Below are 17,412 nucleotides of genomic sequence, written 5' to 3' on the forward strand. Positions count from 1 at the left end.
GGGGCCACCTCAGCCCTTGGGCAGCTTGCCGGCACCGACCTCGTCGACGTACTCGTCGTAGCTCTCGACGTAACCGCCGGACTTGCCCTTCAGGACGAACAGGTCGCCGTCCCCGTCGCCGTAGCCCACCTTGCGGAGCTCGACCTTCTTGCTCTTGAACGTGGACGTGGCCTCGAGCGAGTCCACGACGCGGATGAACAGCGGCACGGCGTAGCCGGGCAGGTTCTTGTAGGCGTGCTCGGCGAAGCTCGCGCCGTCGAAGCTCTTGTCGTGGCGCAGGGTCACCGCCGCCATGCCCGCCTTGCCGTCGGTACCGGGAACGTCGACACCGAAGACCACGGCCTGATCGACGTCGGGGTGCGAATTGAGCGCGCCCTCCACCTGGGTGGTGGCGACGTTCTCGCCCTTCCACCGGAATGTGTCGCCGAGACGGTCGACGAACGCCACGTGCCGGAAGCCCTGCTGACGCACCAGGTCTCCGGTGTCGAACCAGCAGTCGCCGTCCTTGAACCCGTCCTTGAGGAGCTTCTTGTTCGTGGCCTCCTCGTCGGAGTACCCGTCGAACGGCGCGCGGTCGGTGATCTTCGACAGCAGCAGGCCCACGCCGCCGGACCCCACCTTGCGCAGCCGACCGTTGTCGTCCCGCTTGGCCTTGCCCGTCTCGTCGTCGTACTCGACGACGGCGTACGGCAACGGGCAGAAGCCTGCGGTGCGGTCGATGTTGAAGGCGTTGATGAACGCGATGTTGCACTCGCTGGCGCCGTAGAACTCCGCCACGCGCTCGATGCCGAAGCGGGTGGTGAACTCCTCCCAGATCTCCGGGCGCAGCCCGTTGCCCACGATCAGCTTGATCGTGTTGTCGGAGTCCTGCGGGGTCTCGTCCTGCGTCAGCAGGTAGCGGCACAGCTCACCGATGTAGGTGAACGCGGTGGCCTCGTTCTCGCGGACGTCCTTCCAGAAGTTGGACACCGAGAACTGCTTGCCGATGGCGATGGTGGCGCCGGACGCCAGCACGGACGACAGGGACACCGTCAGCGCGTTGTTGTGATAGAGCGGGAGGCAGCAGTAGAGGACGTCGTTCTTGTCCAGACGCACGCCCATGCTGCCGAGACCGGACATGGACTTCATCCAGCGGAAGTGGCTCATCAGGCTGGCCTTGGGCATGCCCGTGGTGCCGGAGGTGAAGATGTAGAACGCCTTCTCCTTGGCCTGGACCTCGGCCGTGGTGGCAGGGTTCTCCGCGCTCGCCGACGCCGCCTTCTCGTCCAGCTCGTCCGCGTGCAGGATGACCTTCTCCGGGAGCGCCTCGTCGAGGGACTCGAGGGCCTCGACGCAGTCGCCGTCCACGACGAGGACGCGCGCGTCGAGGATGCCGAGACTGTGCTCGAGCACGTCGCCGCGCTGATTGAAGTTCAGCATTCCGGCCGTGGCGCCGAGCTTGACGGTGGCCAGGGCCACCAGCAGCGTGCGCATCGAGTTCTTGGCCAGCACACCGACGACGTCACCGCGCCGGACGCCGCGGTCGGTGAGCACGCTCGCGTACCGGTTCACCAGATCGTTGGCCTGGCCGTACGTGAGGGTGTCTCCCTCGAAACGTACGAACGGGTGGTCCGGCGTCTTCGCCGCGACGCGCTGGAAGATGTGGCCGATCGACTCCTTGTCGTCGGGCTTGCGCAGGAACCCGGGCACACCCCGGAGGACACTGGGCAGCGCCGCCGTCATCTTCGGAAGTGTGGCGGCGATGTCGAGCAATCCGACCTTGTGACGAGCCTCGGCACCCATGCTGTGGTTCCCTCCCCTGGCGAGCCGGCTGCGTCTCCGGCTGTGACGACGCTTACCTTACTGATTGGTAATGTTCACGGTGCGCGTGCCCTGCACGAGCCCACACGCCGTCAGAGCCGTGTCCACGTCCGCCGTGACGACCAGGCGATCGAGCGAGCGCTCGGAGACGAATCCCGTCCCGACGAGCGAGCGCATCCAGTCGAACAGCGGTGTGAAGTGGTTCACGGGATCCAAGACTACGACCGGTTTGTCGTGCATTCCCAGATATCCGGCGGTCCAGGTCTCGAACAGTTCCTCGAGCGTGCCGATCCCGCCCGGGAGCGTGATGAACGCGTCCGCCCGGTCGTCCATGATGCGTTTGCGCTCGCGCATCGTCTCGGTGACCACCAGCTCGTCGGCATCGATGTCCGCCACCTCGCGGTGCACCAGGGCCTGCGGGATGACTCCCACCGTGAATGCCCCCGCGGCGCGTGCGGCCGCCGCGACGGCGCCCATCATGGAGACGTTGCCGCCCCCGGACACCAACGTGCCGCCGCGACGTCCGATCTCGGTGCCCACGGCGGCGGCCAGATCGAGGTGATGCTGCTCCACCGGGCCGGACGCGCAGTAGACGCACACCGCGATCGACCCGGTCACTGCTCGGTCTCGCTCGCCCGCGACTCGGTCGCCGCGATCTCGGCCGCCCGGCTCTCGTCGACCCAGCGGACCACCTCCGCGACACTGTCCGTGCAGCGGATCAGCTCGAGATCCGCCTCGGACACCGTGCCGGCGGCCACCAGCGTGGTGCGGATCCAGTCGAGCAGCCCGCCCCAGAACTGCGTGCCGAACAGGATGATGGGGAACCGGGTGACCTTGCGGGTCTGCACCAGCGTGAGTGCCTCGAACAACTCGTCGAGCGTGCCGAATCCGCCCGGCATGCAGACGAAGGCCTGCGAGTACTTGACGAACATCGTCTTGCGGACGAAGAAGTAGCGGAAGTTGACGCCGAGGTCCACCCACTCGTTGAGCGACTGCTCGAAGGGCAGCTCGATACCGAGGCCGACCGAGAACCCGCCCGATTCGCAGGCCCCCTTGTTGGCGGCCTCCATCGCGCCCGGTCCCCCGCCCGTCACCACGGCGTAACCGGCGCCGGCCAACGCGGTGCCCAGCTCGACGCCGAGCGCGTACTCCGCGGACTCGCGCGACGTCCGTGCCGACCCGAACACCGTGACGGCCCGAGGCAGTTCCGCCAGTGCGCCGAAGCCCTCGACGAACTCGCTCTGGATCCGCAGCACCCGCCACGGATCGGTGTGCAGCCAGTCGGCGGAGCCCCGCGAGTCGAGGAGCCGCTGATCGGTGGTGGACCCACCGAACTCCCGTCGGTCCATGACGGGCCCGCGGTAGTTCGTGGACCTCTCGCCGGCGTTCTCCCGGCTCTCGTGCGCTCCCATGACGGAGAGGCTAGTGGGCGTCGGTGGCGGTCAGATATCGGCGCAGGACGTCGGCGACATCGGTGATCTGCTGCACCGGTACACGCTCGTCGCGCTTGTGCGCGAGGTTGGGATCGCCGGGACCGTAGTTCACCGCCGGGATGCCCAGCGCGGAGAACCGGGAGACGTCGGTCCAGCCGTACTTGGCGCGGAACTTCCCCCCCGCCGCCGTGACCAGCGCCGCTGCCGCGGGTGCGGCCAGACCCGGCAGCGCGCCCGGCGACCTGTCGGTCACCTCGACGGTGAGATCGAGATGCTCCGCGTCGGTCGCCTCGCGCACGTGCTCGATCGCCTGCTCCACACTGCGGTCGGGGGCGAAGCGGAAGTTGACGTCGACGAATGCCTCGTCGGGGACCACGTTCCCGGCGACGCCGCCGCTGACACGGACCGCCTGCAGTCCCTCCCGGTACACGCAGCCGTCGATGTCCACGCTGCGCGGCGTGTACGCGGCGAGCCGGTCGAACAGCGTGCCCAGCTTGTGGATCGCGTTGTCTCCCAGCCATGATCGGGCCGAGTGGGCGCGCGTCCCCGTCGCGGTGAACCGCATGCGGAGCGTCCCCTGGCACCCCGCCTCGATGTAGCCACCCGACGGCTCACCGAGAATCGCGACGTCTCCGCGCAGCCACTCGGGCATCTCCCGCTCGATGCGACCCAGACCGTTGGCCGACGCCTCGATCTCCTCGCAGTCGTAGAAGATCAGCGTCAGGTCCGCGGTGGGCTCCGCGACCGTCGCCGCCAGGTGCAGGAACACCGCGTCCCCCGACTTCATGTCGACGGTTCCGCATCCGTGGAGGACGTCGCCCTCGGCGTGCCCGCGCTCGCGACGACTCGGCACGTTGTCGGTGATGGGGACCGTGTCCAGGTGACCCGCGAGGATCACCCGCGTCGGGAGCCCCCGGTTCGTCCTGGCCAGCACGGCGTCGCCCGAGCGCACGATCTCGAATCCCGTGGTCTGCTCGCGCAGCGCCCGCTCCACCGCGTCGGCCAGCGTGGCCTCGTCTCGCGAGACGCTGGGAACGTCCACCAGCGCCGCCGTGAGGTCGACGGGATCGGCGTGCAGGTCCAGGGAGATCGGTGCGCTCACGCAGCCGACCTTACGTTCGCCCGGCCGTCCGGTCGTCCTCTAGGCTCGGTCCCCGTGACCACAGGAGCATCGGCAGTCGGCATCGCACACATCACCCCGTCGGGAACGGTGCTGGACACCTGGTTCCCCGCTCCCGAGCTCGCCGAGGTGGCCGAGACCGGCACCGCACGGCTCGACGCGGCGGACGTTCCCCCGGAACTGGCCGCGCTGGTCGGACACGACGACGCCCGCGACCTCGACATCGTCGCGGTGCGCACCACCATCTCCTCCCTCGACGACGCCCCGGTCGACGCGCACGACGTCTACCTGCGCCTGCACCTGCTCTCGCATCGCCTCGTCCGGCCGCACGGCCTCAACCTGGACGGCCAGTTCGGCCTGCTGTCCAACGTGGTGTGGACCAACCACGGCCCGGCGGCCGTCGACGGCTTCGAGGCGACGCGCGCCCGTCTCCGTGCACGGGGCGCCGTCACCGTCTTCAGTGTCGACAAGTTCCCGCGACTCGTCGACTACGTGCTCCCCACCGGTGTCCGCATCGGCGACGCCGGTCGCGTGCGCCTCGGCGCCCACCTCGCGTCCGGCACGACGGTCATGCACGAGGGTTTCGTGAACTTCAATGCCGGCACGCTCGGCTCGTCCATGGTCGAGGGCCGCATCTCCGCCGGCGTCGTCGTCGACGACGGCTCCGATGTGGGCGGCGGCGCCTCGATCATGGGCACTCTGTCCGGCGGCGGCAAGGCCGTCATCTCGGTGGGACAGCGTTGCCTGCTCGGCGCCAACGCGGGGCTCGGCATCTCCCTCGGCGACGACTGCGTCGTCGAGGCGGGCCTCTACATCACCGCGGGCACCAAGGTCACCGGCCCGGACGGCACCGTCGTCAAGGCGGCCGATCTCAGTGGGCAGTCGAACATGCTCTTCCGTCGTAACTCCGTTTCCGGTGCCGTCGAGGTCGTGCCGTGGAAGGGTACGGGCGTCGAGCTCAACTCGATCCTGCACGCCAACGACTGAGCGATTCGGCGGCAGGCTGCGTCCGGGGGGACCGTGAGCCAGGAAGCGATACAGCAGGAACCGCGACTCGAGTCGGTGATCACCGACGATCTGAGTGACGCGGACGCCCACACGTGCGAGGGGCTGGTGCGCGGCGCCTTCGGCGAGCGCTTCACCCCGCACGACTGGCAGCACGCCCTGGGCGGTACCCACGTGATCCTCCGCGACGGCGACCGCATCATCGGCCATGCCGCCGTGGTGCCGCGCCTTCTCCACCACGGCGGCGACGAGTTCGACGGCGGCTTCGTCGAGGCCGTCGCCCTGGACCCGGAGTTCCGGGGCACCGGGCTGGGTGCGCGGCTCATGGCCGCGATCGAGGAGCAGATCGAGTCGGACGACGTGGTCGGCGTGCTCAATTCCCTTCCCGACGCCGTCGGGTTCTACGAGCGGCGCGGTTGGGTGCTGTGGCGCGGACTGCTCGGCGGCATCGGCAACACGGAGGAGCCGACACCGCCCGACGAGGACGACGCCGTCATGGTGTTCCGTCCCGAGTCCCGTCTCGATCCGGACGGCACGCTGCTGGTCAACAATCGCGTCGGGTCGCGCTGGTAGTCCTGCCCTCCCGAACATGTGAATCACCGTTCCGTCCTTGACACCAGTGCGGAACGGGCGTTCACTTCTTGCCATGGTGTACCGACGGACCGCTGCGGTCCAGGAGCGGCTCGATGCCGCCCGATCTCGAATCGTCACCGCTGCACTGTCTCTCGTGGCCGAGCGGGGGTACGCCGCATGTTCGATGGCCGACGTGGCCGCCCGCGCCGGCATCGGTGTGGGCACCGTCTACCGCTACTTCCCCGGCAAGGGCGAACTGTTCGCCGAGGTCTTCCGCGACGCCTGCAGCCGCGAGGTGGCCGCCGCGACAGCGGCGGGTCTGCGCGCCGCCGCGACCGGCACCCACACCGACAGCCTGCTCGCCTCGGTCCGCACCTTCTGCGATCGCGCCTGTCGCGCACCGACTCTCGCGTACGCGCTGCTGGCCGAGCCCATCGACGCCCTCGTCGACACCGAGCGTCTCGCCTTCCGGCAGTCGTTCGCGGACGCGTTCGCCGCCGCCATCCGTGCCGCCGCCCTGGCCGGTGAACTCCCGGACCAGGACGCGCCCCTGACGGCGGCGTGCATCGTCGGCGCCATCGGCGAGGCACTGGTCGTCCCACTCGCCCGCGGCGAGGCCGACGCTCGCGTTCTCGCCGCACTCGAGACCTTCACACTCCGCGCCCTCGGCGCCCCGACCGACAGGAGAGCGTCATGACCCCCACGCACACCGTCACCAATCAGGTTCCGCCGCTCATCGGCCACGACGTCGCCGACCACCCGGTCGTCCTGGAGGCCCTGCACCGCGAGGGCGCCGACGACGCGCTCGACGAGCTGCACCGGCTCGGTCGGCTGGCCGGGAGCGAGCAGGCGCAGCGCTGGGGCGATCTCGCCGAGGAGCATCCGCCCGTCCTGCACACGCACGACCGCTACGGGAACCGCATCGACGAGGTGGTCTACGACCCGGCGTACCACGAATTGATGCGCACGGCAGTCGAATTCGGCATGCACGGGGCGCCGTGGCGCGACCCGTCACCGCACGCACATCTGATCCGTGCCGCGAAGTTCAGCGTCTGGGGCGCGGTGGACGCGGGGCACGGGTGCCCGATCTCCATGACGTACGCCGTCGTTCCCGCACTCCGAGCGAACGCGGAACTGTCCGCGCTGTACGAACCGCTGCTCACCTCGTCGACGTACGACCCCTCGTACCGTCCTCCCGCGACCAAGACGGGTCTGATCGCGGGCATGTCCATGACCGAGAAGCAAGGGGGTTCCGACGTCCGGGCGAACCGCACGACGGCCGTGCCGCAGCCGGACGGCTCGTACCGGATCACCGGCCACAAGTGGTTCACGTCGGCGCCGATGTCGGACGTCCTGCTGGTCCTCGCGCAGGCGCCCGGAGGCCTGTCGTGCTTCTTCCTGCCCCGCGTCCTCCCGGACGGCACTCGCAACGCCATGGCGATCCAGCGCCTGAAGGACAAGCTGGGCAACCATTCCAACGCCTCGAGCGAGGTGGAGTACGACGACGCGACCGCCTGGCTCGTCGGCGACGAGGGTCGCGGCGTGCGGACCATCATCGAGATGGTCAACATGACGAGGCTCGACTGCACCCTGGGGTCGGCCACGGGAATGCGGGCGGGCACCGCTCAGGCCGTGCATCATGCGGTGCACCGGCAGGCGTTCGGGAAGAACCTCGTCGACCAGCCACTCATGCGCAACGTCCTCGCCGATCTCGCGATCGAGTCCGAAGCGTCGACGACCGTCGCCCTGTGGCTCGCCGCGCTCACCGATCAGGCAGCTGCGGGCGACGAGCGTGCCGCCGCACTGCGGCGCATCAGCCTCTCCGTCAGCAAGTACCTGGTGTGCAAGCGCGGCCCGGCGCATGCGGCGGAGGCCCTCGAATGCCTGGGCGGCAACGGGTATGCGGAGGAGTCGAGGATGCCGCGGCTCTACCGGGAGGCTCCACTGCTGTCGGTGTGGGAGGGTTCGGGCAACGTCGCGGCGCTCGACACCCTGCGCGCCGTGGCACGACAGCCGGAGACGCTCGCCGTGTTCTTCGACGAGCTCGACGGCTGCCGCGGAGCCGATGCGGCGCTCGACGCCGCGGTGCGGTCGCTGAAGGACTCCTTCACCGATATCGCCACCCTCGAACAGCGGGCACGCCGCGTCGTCGGCGAGATGGCACTGGCATTGCAGGGCTCGCTGCTCGTGCGGCACGGCCACCCCGCGGTCGCCGACGCGTTCACGACGAGCCGACTCGGCGGCGACTGGGGCAGCGTGTACGGCACCCTGCCGACCGGGGTGGACACGGCCGCCATCATCGAGCGATCGACGCCGAAGGTTCCCGCGTGACCGACGCACCCGCCCCGTGGCGGGAGGGGTGGGACGAGGGAGCCGACTCCCCCTTCACCGGCCGGACTCCACAGCAGGACTCCCCGACGTTCCGGACGCTCACCTACGAGGTCGACGGGCGGGTCGCCCGGATCACCTTCGATCGACCGGAGCACGGCAACGCCATCACCGCGGACACCCCCGTCGAACTGGCGGCGGCCGTCGAGCGGGCGGATCTCGATCCGCGAGTACACGTCATGCTGCTGTCCGGTCGCGGCAAGGGGTTCTGCGGCGGCTACGACCTGTCGATCTACGCCGAGAATCTCGATCGGCGCGACAGCGGGGCCGTGGACACGACGGGGACGGTTCTCGACCCCGTCGTCCAGGCCCGCAACCACGATCCGTCGGGCCAGTGGGACCCGATGATCGACTACGCGATGATGAGCCGATTCAACCGCGGATTCGCCAGCCTGCTGCACGCGAACAAGCCGGTGGTGGCCAAGCTGCACGGTTTCGCCGTGGCCGGCGGTACCGACATCGCGCTGTACGCCGACCAGATCATCTGTGCGGACGACACGCGGATCGGCTACCCGCCGACCCGCGTCTGGGGCGTTCCCGCCGCCGGGATGTGGGCACACCGCCTCGGCGACCAGCGCGCCAAACGACTGCTGCTGACCGGTGACTGTCTCACCGGGGCGCAGGCGGCGGAGTGGGGTCTCGCCGTCGAATCGGTGCCCGCGGATCAGCTCGACGCCCGCACCGAGGAACTGGTCGCACGGATCGCGCGCATGCCGATCAACCAGCTGATGATGGTCAAGCTGGCGCTCAACAGCGCGTTGATCAGCTCCGGCGTGCACACCTCCACGATGATCAGCACGGTCTTCGACGGCGTCGCCCGGCACACCCGGGAGGGCTTCGCGTTCCAGAACCGCGCTGCCACCGTCGGATTCCGGCAGGCCGTCCAGGAACGCGACGAACCGTTCGGTGATGCGAAGCGGAGGTGACGTGAGAACGGGGGGAACAGGCCCCGCGATAAATCGGTTGGCTCCGAGTACGGCTCGATGAGACAGTCGAGCGGTACGTGAGGAGTCGTGTGTGTCCACCGGAGTGCTCGATCGCGGAACGAGACGTGCGGTCGAGGCGTCCTCCGCGACGGTGACCTCGTCGCTCCGCCGCTTCGCCCCGTTCCTGGCGCCGTATCGCTGGTACTTCGTCGGGTCCATCGTGGTCTCGCTGATCGCCACGCTCACCGGCCTGGTGATCCCGCTCGTCATCCAGAGCATCATCGACGGCCCGATCACCCGCGGCGACGTCGCCGGCGTGTTGTGGCCTGCGGCGCTGGTGCTGCTGCTGGGAACGATCGATGCCGCCGGCATCTGGATCCGTCGCTACCTGGTGTCGGGGCCGTCGAGTCAGTTCGAGATCACGGCCCGCGCGCACGTGTTCGCGAAGCTGCAGCACGTGTCGGTGGCCGCGCACGACAGCTGGGAATCGGGCCAGCTGCTCTCCCGCGCCATCTCCGACCTGTCCGCGCTGCGCCGCTTCGTCGCCTTCATCGGACCGTTCATCATCATCAACGCGGTGACCCTCGTCGTGGGACTCGGTGTCCTGCTCTCCCGCGCATGGCAGTTCGGCGTCATCATGCTCGTCGTGGCGATCCCGCTGGTGTGGGCGTGTGTCCGGTTCGAGGAGCTCTATCGCGTCGTCGCACGCGACGCCCAGGACCAGGCCGGCGACGTCACCACCACCGTCGAGGAGTCCATCCACGGCATCCGGGTGCTCAGGGCGTTCGGCCGCAGCGCGCACCTGGGCCGCCGCTTCCTCGCGCAGGCCGCGACGCTCCGCACGACCGAGCTGACCAAGGTGCGGTACCTCGCGATCCTGTGGACCGTCATCGTCGGACTGCCACCGGTGGCCGTCGGCGGCATGCTCGCCTACGGGACGTACGCCATCGTGACGGGGACCCTGACGGCCGGAACCCTGGTGGCGACCATGGCCGTCGTCGCCTTCCTGCTGTGGCCCATCGAGTCCTTCGGTTTCCTGCTCGCCGAGTTGAACAACGCGCGGACGGCGGCGGATCGGTACTGGGAGATCATGGACACCCCGGACACCATCGTCGATCCGGCATCGCCCGTCCCCCTGCCCGATCCGGTGCGGGGGCACATCCGCGTCGACCACGTCTCCTTCGCATTCCCGGACGCGTCCGACCACCTCCTGCACGACGTCACGTTCGAGGTGCGTCCGGGCGAGACGGTGGCTCTCGTCGGCAACACCGGAACGGGGAAGTCTGTCCTGACGACGCTGATCCCTCGGCTGTTCGACGTCGACGGTGGCGCCATCACTCTCGACGGTGTCGACGTCCGATCGATGCGGCTGGCGGATCTGCGCTCGGTGGTCTCGGTCGCCTTCGAGGAGCCGGTGCTGTTCTCGGCCAGTGTGCGCGAGAACGTCGCGCTGGGCCGTCCCGACGCGACGGACGAGGACGTCGCGGAGGCACTCGAGATCGCGCACGCGACGGATTTCGTCGAGAAGCTGCCGTGGGGCCTCGACACCCGGATCGGCGAGCAGGGACTGAGCCTGTCCGGAGGTCAGCGCCAGCGTCTGGCGCTGGCGCGGGCGGTGCTCGGCCGGCCCCGCGTGCTGGTGCTGGACGATCCGCTCTCCGCGCTCGACGTGGACACCGAGGCGACGGTTCAGCGCCGGCTGCGCACCGTGCTCGCGCACTCCACGACCGTGCTGGTGGCACACCGCCCCTCGACCGCCGCGCTCGCGGACCGCGTCGTGCACCTCGGCCACGGCACGGTGATGGAGACCGGGACGCACGAGCACCTGCTCGCCACCTCGGCGGCGTACCGCGACGTGATGGGCTCGATGTCGGGAGCGGAGCGAGATCATGGCTGACACCGACTGGCGCGGCGTCGGCGGTGAGGACACCGACGTGGACCGGGCAGGCAACCTCGTCCTGGCCGGTCGCTCACGTCGACTGCTCTTCTCGCTGCTGCGTCCGCACCGCCGCCGCACGGTCCTCGCGATGGCGATCATCTTCCTGGACAACCTGGCGTTCGTCGCGGGACCGCTGTTCATCGCCCACGCTCTCGACACGGGCGTCGCCGCTGCCGTCGACGGACGATGGGCGCCGCTGGTGTGGACCGTGGCGGGATACGTCGTGGTCGGGTTCCTCGGCGCCGCCACCACGTACGCGTTCCTCATGGTCTCGGGCCGCCTGAGCCAGGACATCCTGTTCGATCTGCGCGAGCGGGTGTTCCGCCACGCGCAGGCACTGTCGCTGTCCTTCCACGAGAAGTACACGTCCGGCAAGGTGATCTCGCGGCTGACCAGCGACGTCGAATCACTGCAGACGCTTCTCGAGAGCGCGCTCAACGATGCGTTGACCGCGATCCTGTCGATGGTCTCGATCGCGATCATCCTGTTCTGGCTCGACGTTCCGCTGGCCCTCGTCGTGCTCGCGGGATTCGTTCCGCTGCTACTGATCACACGCTGGTCGCAGCGCCGCCAGCGCCGCGCCTACCGACGCACCCGGGTGTCCATCGCGCGCGTCGTGGTGCACTTCGTCGAGTCGATGGTCGGCATCCGCGCCGTCCAGGTGTTCCGCCGCGAGCGCCGCAACGACGCGATCCTGCTCGCGGAGGACACCGAGTACCGGGACGCCACCACCACTGCGCTGCGCGGAATGGCGAGCTACACCGGCATCGTGCGCTGGATCGGCAACGCCACCCTCGCCGTCATCGTGGTAGTGGGCAGCATGCGGGTCATCGGCGGTGCCCTCGACATCGGCGTGCTCGCCGCCTACGTGCTGTACCTCCGCCGCTTCTACGGGCCGCTCGACGAACTCGCGCAGGTGTTCAACGCGTACCAGTCGGCCGCGGCGGCGCTCGAGAAGATCTCGGGCGTGCTCGAGGAGGAACCGACGGTGGCGCCTCCCACCACCCCGGTGCCGATCGGAATCGCGGCCGGCGACGTGGAGTTCGACCGGGTCTCGTTCGGCTACGCCGCGGACGCGCTGGTGCTGCAGCCCTTCTCGCTGCACGTGCCGGCCGGACAGGTGGTCGCCATGGTCGGCGCCACCGGTGCCGGCAAGTCGACGGTGGCCAAGCTCCTCGCGCGGTTCTACGACCCCACGGACGGCCGGATCCGTCTCGACGGCATCGATCTCCGCGACCTGGCCGACGACGACCTGCGTCGCAACGTCGTCATGGTGACGCAGGAATCGTTCCTGTTCTCCGGATCGATCGCGGACAACATCCGCCTCGGCCGACCGTCCGCGACCGACGACGAGGTGCGGGCGGCCGCCGACGCCGTGGGCCTCACCCCGTTCCTGGCCGCACTGCCGCGAGGCATCGACACCGACGTGCGCAAGCGCGGTGGACGTCTGTCCTCCGGACAGCGACAGCTGGTGGCCTTCGCGCGGGTGTTCCTCGCCGCACCGTCGGTGATCGTGCTCGACGAGGCCACGTCCAGCCTCGACATCCCCGGCGAGCGCCTGGTCCAGCGCGCCCTCGAGACGATCCTGCACGGTCGGACCGCACTGATCATCGCGCACCGCCTGTCGACGGTCGCGATCGCGGACCGCGTTCTCGTCATGGCCGACGGACGGATCGTCGAGGACGGCACCCCGGAGGCCCTCGTCGCCGGCGACGGCAGGTTCGCGCACCTGAACACGGCGTGGCAGGAGAGCCTGGTCTGACGCGGGACGGTGGTCTCAGGCCACCGTCTCGTCCGGCTCGGTGACGTCGTCGATCTCGGCCGGTGTCGCGTCCGCCATGAGTTCGGTGAGGACGTCGAGCACCCGCGGATCCGACAGCAGCGCGAGGTGCCCGGTGCCGACGAGCGTGTGCAACTCCGTCATCGGCCCCCGTGCGCTGCGCAGCGTCACCAGTCCGTCTCCCACGGCGTCGGCCCACCAGGCCGTGTCGTCGGCGGCCAGGGTGGCGGCGACCGCGACGTGCCGGATCCCGGGGGCGAGCGCCACGTCCGTGGCCAGTCTCAGGTCGTCCACGCCGCGGCTGCGGACGTCGAGCAGGTCCGCCCACACCGCCGTCTGCCGCACCTTCCGCAGGGCACGGGAGAGGTGGTACACGCCCGTCGCGAGCGGTGCGCCCTCGTGCGGGGTGCCCAGGTAGCAGGCCGTGCGCACCAGCGGCAGCCAGGTCGCCCTGCTCGCCTCGACCGCACAGGCACGCCGCACCACGAGCCCGCCCATCGAGTGCCCGATGAGGTCGATCCGCTCGACAGGGACGGGCCAGACCGCGATCAGCTCGTCGAGGAGGCCGGCCAGTGCCGCCCCGTTGTCCTCGATCCCGGCGCCCGTGTTGTACCGCAGACAGACCGCGCTGATACCGTGCGCGGCCAGCGCCTCGCCGTAACTACCCCGCCCGTCGTGGCGGTAGTACCAGGCCTGCTCGGTCTCCCCCAGCCCGTGCACGAGCACGGCGACGTGACCCGTGGCCTTCGGATACGCGGTGGTCAGCATCGCGGTGTCGTTCCCGACGATGCGGCGCTCGTGATGCGGCCCGAGTTCCACCGTCAGGTCGTTGCCCTCGGCGGCGAGCCGGTCGCCCAGCAGCCCGTTGACGGCGCCGACCACGACCGATCCGGCCGCGGTGGACGTGACCGCGTGGGACACGCGGTCCTCGGGCAACAGCCGGGACACCGCGGTGACGGCCTCGGCGGCCGCCACACCGCCCCCGCGCACAGCCTCGTAGACCAGGTCGGCGATGCCCTCGTTCAGGATGCGCACGGGTGCCGCGGAACGGCCCAGCACCCCGAACACCACATCGTTGATCGCGCGGTGGGTCCCCTGGACAGGGCGGCTGAGGATGTCGATGGCCGTGGCCACGACGTCGGCAGCGCCCGCTACTTCGTTCCGATCGCGATTCGAGTGCACACGTGTACTCTAACCGTCACGCCACCTTGACGACGAGCTTGCCGAAGTTCTTGCCCTCGAGCAGCCCGAAGAACGCGTCGGGAGCGTTCTCGAGACCCTCGACCACGTCCTCCCGGTAGCGGAACGACCCGTTGTCGATCCACTCGGCGACCTCGCGCAGGAAGTCCTTGTAGAGCTCCGGGACGAATTCGCTCTGGATGAAGCCGCGGATTGTCAGGCTCTTCGTCAGCACGCGCGTGAAGAAGCCGGGCAGCCGATCCGGACCCTCCGGTGCCTGCGTGTCGTTGTACTGCGCGATGAGACCGCACACCGGCACGCGTGCGTAGAGGTTGAGCCGCGGGAGCACCGCCTTCGCGACGGCGCCGCCCACGTTCTCGAAGTAGACGTCGATGCCGTCCGGAGTCGCGGCCTTCAACTGATCCTTGAAGTCCGGGGCGCGGTGATCGACGGCGGCGTCGAAGCCGAGCTCGTCGATCAGGTACGCACACTTCTCGGGACCGCCGGCGATGCCGACGGCACGCGCACCCTTGATCTTCGCGAACTGGCCGACGGCCGAGCCGACAGGCCCACTGGCCGCTGCGACCACGACGGTCTCCCCCGCCTTCGGCTGCCCGATCTTCGTCATGCCGGAGTACGCGGTGAAGCCCGGCATCCCCAGCACGCCCAGCGCGGTGGACACCGGCGCCTTCTCCGGATCCAGCACTCGCACGGACGACGCGTCGACCACCGCGTGCGACTGCCACCCCGTGTAGCCGAGCACCACGGCGCCGACCGACACGGCGTCACTGCGGGACTCGATCACCTCGGAGACCGTGGCGCCCACCATCGTGTCGCCCACCTCGACGGGCTCCGCGTACGACTCGGCGTCGCTCATCCGGCCGCGCATGTACGGGTCCAGCGACAGGTACAGGGTCTTCAGCGAGACCTGACCGTCACCGACCTCGGGGAGATCGACCGTCTCGGTCCGGAAGTTCTCGGCAGTGGGTGCGCCGGTGGGACGAGAGGCCAGGACGATGCGAGTGGAGGAGGTCATGCCTCCCGACGCTACTCCAACAGGTTCTTGCGGACCTTGCCCATCCCGTTCCGCGGCAACGAGTCCACCACGCGTACCTCACGCGGCCGCTTGTGCACCGAGAGCTGTTGTGCCACAGAGTCGATGACGGATCGCGGCTCCACCTCGTCACCCACGACGAACGCCACGATGCGCTGGCCGAGGTCGTCGTCGGGCAGTCCCACGACCGCCACCTCACGCACTCCGGGAACGCCGAGGATCGCCGTCTCCACCTCGCCCGCGCCCACGCGGTACCCACCGGTCTTGATCAGGTCCGTCGACTCCCGGCCGACGATCCGATGGAAGCCCGCCGGGTCGATCGCCGCGACGTCTCCCGTCCGGAACCACCCGTCCTCCGTCCAGCAGGCCGCGGTGGCCTCCGACTTGTTCAGGTAGCCGTCGAAGAACCGGCCGCGCACCTCCAGCGAGCCGATGGACTCCCCGTCGTGGGGGACCTCCGACCCGTCCTCACCGCGCAGCCGAGTCTCGATGCCGCGCAGCGGAACTCCGACCCAACCGGGTCGTCGCTCACCGTCGGCGCGCGTACTCAGCGTGATGAGGGTCTCGCTCATGCCGTAGCGCTCGATCGGCTCGAGACCCGTGAGAGCGGCGATCTTCTCGAACACCGGCACCGGCAGCGGGGCACTGCCCGAGATCAACAACCGAGCGTGGGACAGCGCCGCGGCGGACTCCGGGTCGGCCGCCACTCGCGACCACACGGTGGGGACCCCGAAGTACATCGTTCCCCGCGCCGCGGCGTACCGCTCCGCAGAGGGATTGACGGTGTGGATCACCCGACTGCCGAGTCGGAGCGGACCCAGGACACCCAGCACGAGCCCGTGCACGTGATAGAGCGGGAGTCCGTGCACCAGAGTGTCGTTCGCCGTCCACCCCCACGCCTCGGCGAGCGCGTCGATGCCGGCGGCGAGTGCACCGCGGCTGAGGATCACGCCCTTCGGAGGGCCCGTGGTTCCCGAGGTGTAGAGCACGAGTCCGGTCGCGTCGTCGGACGGCTCCGCGTAGCTGTGCCAGGACCGTGCGTGCATGCGGACCGGGACGACGGGCAGACCGCCGTCGTGCTCGGGCGCGACACCCAGCCACCCGCGGGCACCGGAATCCGCGAGGATGTGCTCGATCTCGGTGGGCCCCGAGTCCGGGGGCACCGGCACCACGGCCACTCCGGCGATGAGCGCACCGACCACGGCGACGACGGTGCGGGCGGTCGGCTCCGCGAGGACGGCCACCCGGTCGACGCCCATGATGCGCTCGGCCACCGACGTGGCGGCCCCGAGCAGATCGCTTCGAGAGAGGACGACGTCACCGACGGTGACCGCGTCGTCGACGTCGCCGCCGTGGGTGATCGCGTACGAGTTCAGTGACCGGAGCAGCACACCGAGCAGTCTCTCACGACGCCCGCAGCTGCTCCGTGACCTCGACGCACGTGCAGCCCCCGGCGACCGCGGAACAGTCGACGACGAGGGTGTGCCGGACGGCGTGCAGCAGAACACAGGCGTCGTCGGTGCACTCGACCGCACCGTGCGAGTGGAAGACGAGCGTGCCGTGACAGTGGTCGAGAGCGCCGAGACACTCGACGCATCCCGTCAGCGAATCCTTCATGACTCCATCTGTACCACCGGCCCCCGACACGTCCTCGACCTCGCGGCGGCGCGTCGTCAGAAGAAGACGGTGAGAACGGTCGCGATGGACGCGGTGCCGATCATGGCGATCACCAGGACGGCCGCGACCATCTTCACACCGGACCGGGACGAGACAGGAGCGTCCGACCACTCGTCGAACGCCTCGACGTCGACGCCCTCCTGCGCGAAGTAGTGCACCTCGCCGGGCGGCTCCCACTCCTCGCCGCTGGCACGCACCCGGGACTCGAGCACCGCGAGCCGCTCGCGCACGCGAGGCGGATAGGCCCGCGACGGCGCGTTGATGGGCAGCCGACGCGCGAGCACCAACGGCGTCGGACACGCGGCGACGAACGAGTCGAGCGCGTGCCGCACCAGCGGGTCGGCGTCGTCTCGATCGGTGAGGAACCAGGCCGCACCGGCACCGGCCGGGTCGTCCATCGCCAGGCACGCGTAGCCGAGGAGGTCGAGCGCGGGTTGCGAGGCGGCGTCCTGATCCAGGAGCGCGGTCAGGCGCTTGCGCGCACTCCACGGTTCCCCGCGGGCCAGATCCTCCTGCGCGCGGTCGAGCGCTCCCACGG

Annotated in this window: 16 protein-coding genes; 7 read left to right on the forward strand and 9 right to left on the reverse strand. The window is 69.7% G+C overall.

Annotation, left to right across the window (positions count from 1 at the left end; all coding sequences use genetic code 11):
* Positions 1–9 precede the first annotated feature (9 nt).
* Genes QE397_RS12265 through dapE form a run of 4 tightly spaced genes read right to left on the reverse strand, consistent with a single transcriptional unit; the run spans position 10 to position 4,335 of the window.
* The gene (locus QE397_RS12265; RefSeq protein ID WP_027503865.1) at positions 10–1,782 is read right to left on the reverse strand and encodes a long-chain-acyl-CoA synthetase; all 1,773 of its coding nucleotides are present in this window, start codon (positions 1,780–1,782) and stop codon (positions 10–12) included.
* 57 nt (positions 1,783–1,839) lie between these two features.
* Entirely contained in the window at positions 1,840–2,418 is a 579-nt protein-coding gene (locus QE397_RS12270) for a TIGR00730 family Rossman fold protein (protein WP_056447448.1), read from the reverse strand.
* A complete protein-coding gene (locus QE397_RS12275; RefSeq protein WP_027503866.1) occupies positions 2,415–3,212 on the reverse strand; it encodes a TIGR00730 family Rossman fold protein in 798 nt (265 codons plus the stop codon). Before QE397_RS12275 ends, QE397_RS12270 begins: the two co-directional genes overlap by 4 nt.
* A gap of 10 nt (positions 3,213–3,222) precedes the next feature.
* Positions 3,223–4,335 carry a succinyl-diaminopimelate desuccinylase gene (dapE, locus tag QE397_RS12280; protein ID WP_307095016.1) on the reverse strand — a complete coding sequence of 371 codons (1,113 nt, stop codon included), beginning with the start codon at positions 4,333–4,335 and terminating at the stop codon, positions 3,223–3,225.
* A 54-nt stretch (positions 4,336–4,389) separates the two neighbouring features.
* On the opposite strand from dapE, the gene dapD reads away from it, so the two are divergent.
* The 7 genes from dapD to QE397_RS12315 all read left to right on the forward strand — a co-directional run bounded on the left by dapD (position 4,390) and on the right by QE397_RS12315 (position 12,946).
* Positions 4,390–5,340 (forward strand): 2,3,4,5-tetrahydropyridine-2,6-dicarboxylate N-succinyltransferase, encoded by a 951-nt coding sequence (dapD, locus tag QE397_RS12285; RefSeq protein ID WP_222638162.1) that lies wholly within the window; start codon positions 4,390–4,392, stop codon positions 5,338–5,340.
* Between the two features lie 33 nt (positions 5,341–5,373).
* Positions 5,374–5,931, forward strand: a complete 558-nt coding sequence (locus tag QE397_RS12290; protein ID WP_222627395.1) for a GNAT family N-acetyltransferase — start codon at positions 5,374–5,376, stop codon at positions 5,929–5,931.
* Between the two features lie 73 nt (positions 5,932–6,004).
* Positions 6,005–6,628 (forward strand): TetR/AcrR family transcriptional regulator, encoded by a 624-nt coding sequence (locus QE397_RS12295; protein ID WP_307095020.1) that lies wholly within the window; start codon positions 6,005–6,007, stop codon positions 6,626–6,628.
* Entirely contained in the window at positions 6,625–8,262 is a 1,638-nt protein-coding gene (locus QE397_RS12300; RefSeq protein ID WP_222650273.1) for an acyl-CoA dehydrogenase family protein, read from the forward strand. The genes QE397_RS12295 and QE397_RS12300 overlap by 4 nt, the downstream gene beginning before the upstream one ends.
* Complete coding sequence (locus QE397_RS12305; protein ID WP_307095024.1) at positions 8,259–9,245, forward strand: crotonase/enoyl-CoA hydratase family protein; 987 nt, start codon at positions 8,259–8,261, stop codon at positions 9,243–9,245. Before QE397_RS12300 ends, QE397_RS12305 begins: the two co-directional genes overlap by 4 nt.
* Positions 9,246–9,336: 91 nt before the next feature.
* Positions 9,337–11,142, forward strand: a complete 1,806-nt coding sequence (locus tag QE397_RS12310) for an ABC transporter ATP-binding protein (RefSeq protein ID WP_307095025.1) — start codon at positions 9,337–9,339, stop codon at positions 11,140–11,142.
* Positions 11,135–12,946 (forward strand): ABC transporter ATP-binding protein, encoded by a 1,812-nt coding sequence (locus QE397_RS12315; protein WP_307095027.1) that lies wholly within the window; start codon positions 11,135–11,137, stop codon positions 12,944–12,946. The genes QE397_RS12310 and QE397_RS12315 overlap by 8 nt, the downstream gene beginning before the upstream one ends.
* 15 nt (positions 12,947–12,961) lie before the next feature.
* On the opposite strand, the gene QE397_RS12320 is transcribed toward QE397_RS12315, so the two are convergent.
* The 5 genes from QE397_RS12320 to QE397_RS12340 are packed head-to-tail and all read right to left on the reverse strand — an operon-like array spanning position 12,962 to position 17,410.
* The gene (locus QE397_RS12320) at positions 12,962–14,146 is read right to left on the reverse strand and encodes an alpha/beta fold hydrolase (RefSeq protein ID WP_307095029.1); all 1,185 of its coding nucleotides are present in this window, start codon (positions 14,144–14,146) and stop codon (positions 12,962–12,964) included.
* Between the two features lie 16 nt (positions 14,147–14,162).
* Entirely contained in the window at positions 14,163–15,179 is a 1,017-nt protein-coding gene (locus QE397_RS12325) for an NADP-dependent oxidoreductase (protein ID WP_307095030.1), read from the reverse strand.
* A gap of 11 nt (positions 15,180–15,190) precedes the next feature.
* Positions 15,191–16,588 carry an acyl-CoA synthetase gene (locus QE397_RS12330; RefSeq protein ID WP_307095032.1) on the reverse strand — a complete coding sequence of 466 codons (1,398 nt, stop codon included), beginning with the start codon at positions 16,586–16,588 and terminating at the stop codon, positions 15,191–15,193.
* A 13-nt stretch (positions 16,589–16,601) separates the two neighbouring features.
* Positions 16,602–16,814, reverse strand: coding sequence for a hypothetical protein (locus tag QE397_RS12335; protein ID WP_307095034.1), 213 nt, complete (start codon positions 16,812–16,814; stop codon positions 16,602–16,604).
* A gap of 56 nt (positions 16,815–16,870) precedes the next feature.
* Complete coding sequence (locus QE397_RS12340; RefSeq protein WP_027503877.1) at positions 16,871–17,410, reverse strand: DUF6584 family protein; 540 nt, start codon at positions 17,408–17,410, stop codon at positions 16,871–16,873.
* Between the last annotated feature and the right edge of the window lie 2 nt (positions 17,411–17,412).

The sequence above is a fragment of the Rhodococcus sp. SORGH_AS_0301 genome, assembly GCF_030818285.1.
Lineage (GTDB): Bacteria > Actinomycetota > Actinomycetes > Mycobacteriales > Mycobacteriaceae > Rhodococcoides.

Bases quoted from the DNA above. Each gene is read 5' to 3' on its own strand.
- QE397_RS12275 (WP_027503866.1), bottom strand. From the start codon at position 3,212: ATGGGAGCGCACGAGAGCCGGGAGAACGCCGGCGAGAGGTCCACGAAC.
- QE397_RS12265 (WP_027503865.1), bottom strand. From the start codon at position 1,782: ATGGGTGCCGAGGCTCGTCACAAGGTCGGATTGCTCGACATCGCCGCC.
- QE397_RS12295 (WP_307095020.1), top strand. From the start codon at position 6,005: ATGGTGTACCGACGGACCGCTGCGGTCCAGGAGCGGCTCGATGCCGCC.
- QE397_RS12300 (WP_222650273.1), top strand. From the start codon at position 6,625: ATGACCCCCACGCACACCGTCACCAATCAGGTTCCGCCGCTCATCGGC.
- QE397_RS12325 (WP_307095030.1), bottom strand. From the start codon at position 15,179: ATGACCTCCTCCACTCGCATCGTCCTGGCCTCTCGTCCCACCGGCGCA.
- QE397_RS12315 (WP_307095027.1), top strand. From the start codon at position 11,135: ATGGCTGACACCGACTGGCGCGGCGTCGGCGGTGAGGACACCGACGTG.
- QE397_RS12335 (WP_307095034.1), bottom strand. From the start codon at position 16,814: ATGAAGGATTCGCTGACGGGATGCGTCGAGTGTCTCGGCGCTCTCGAC.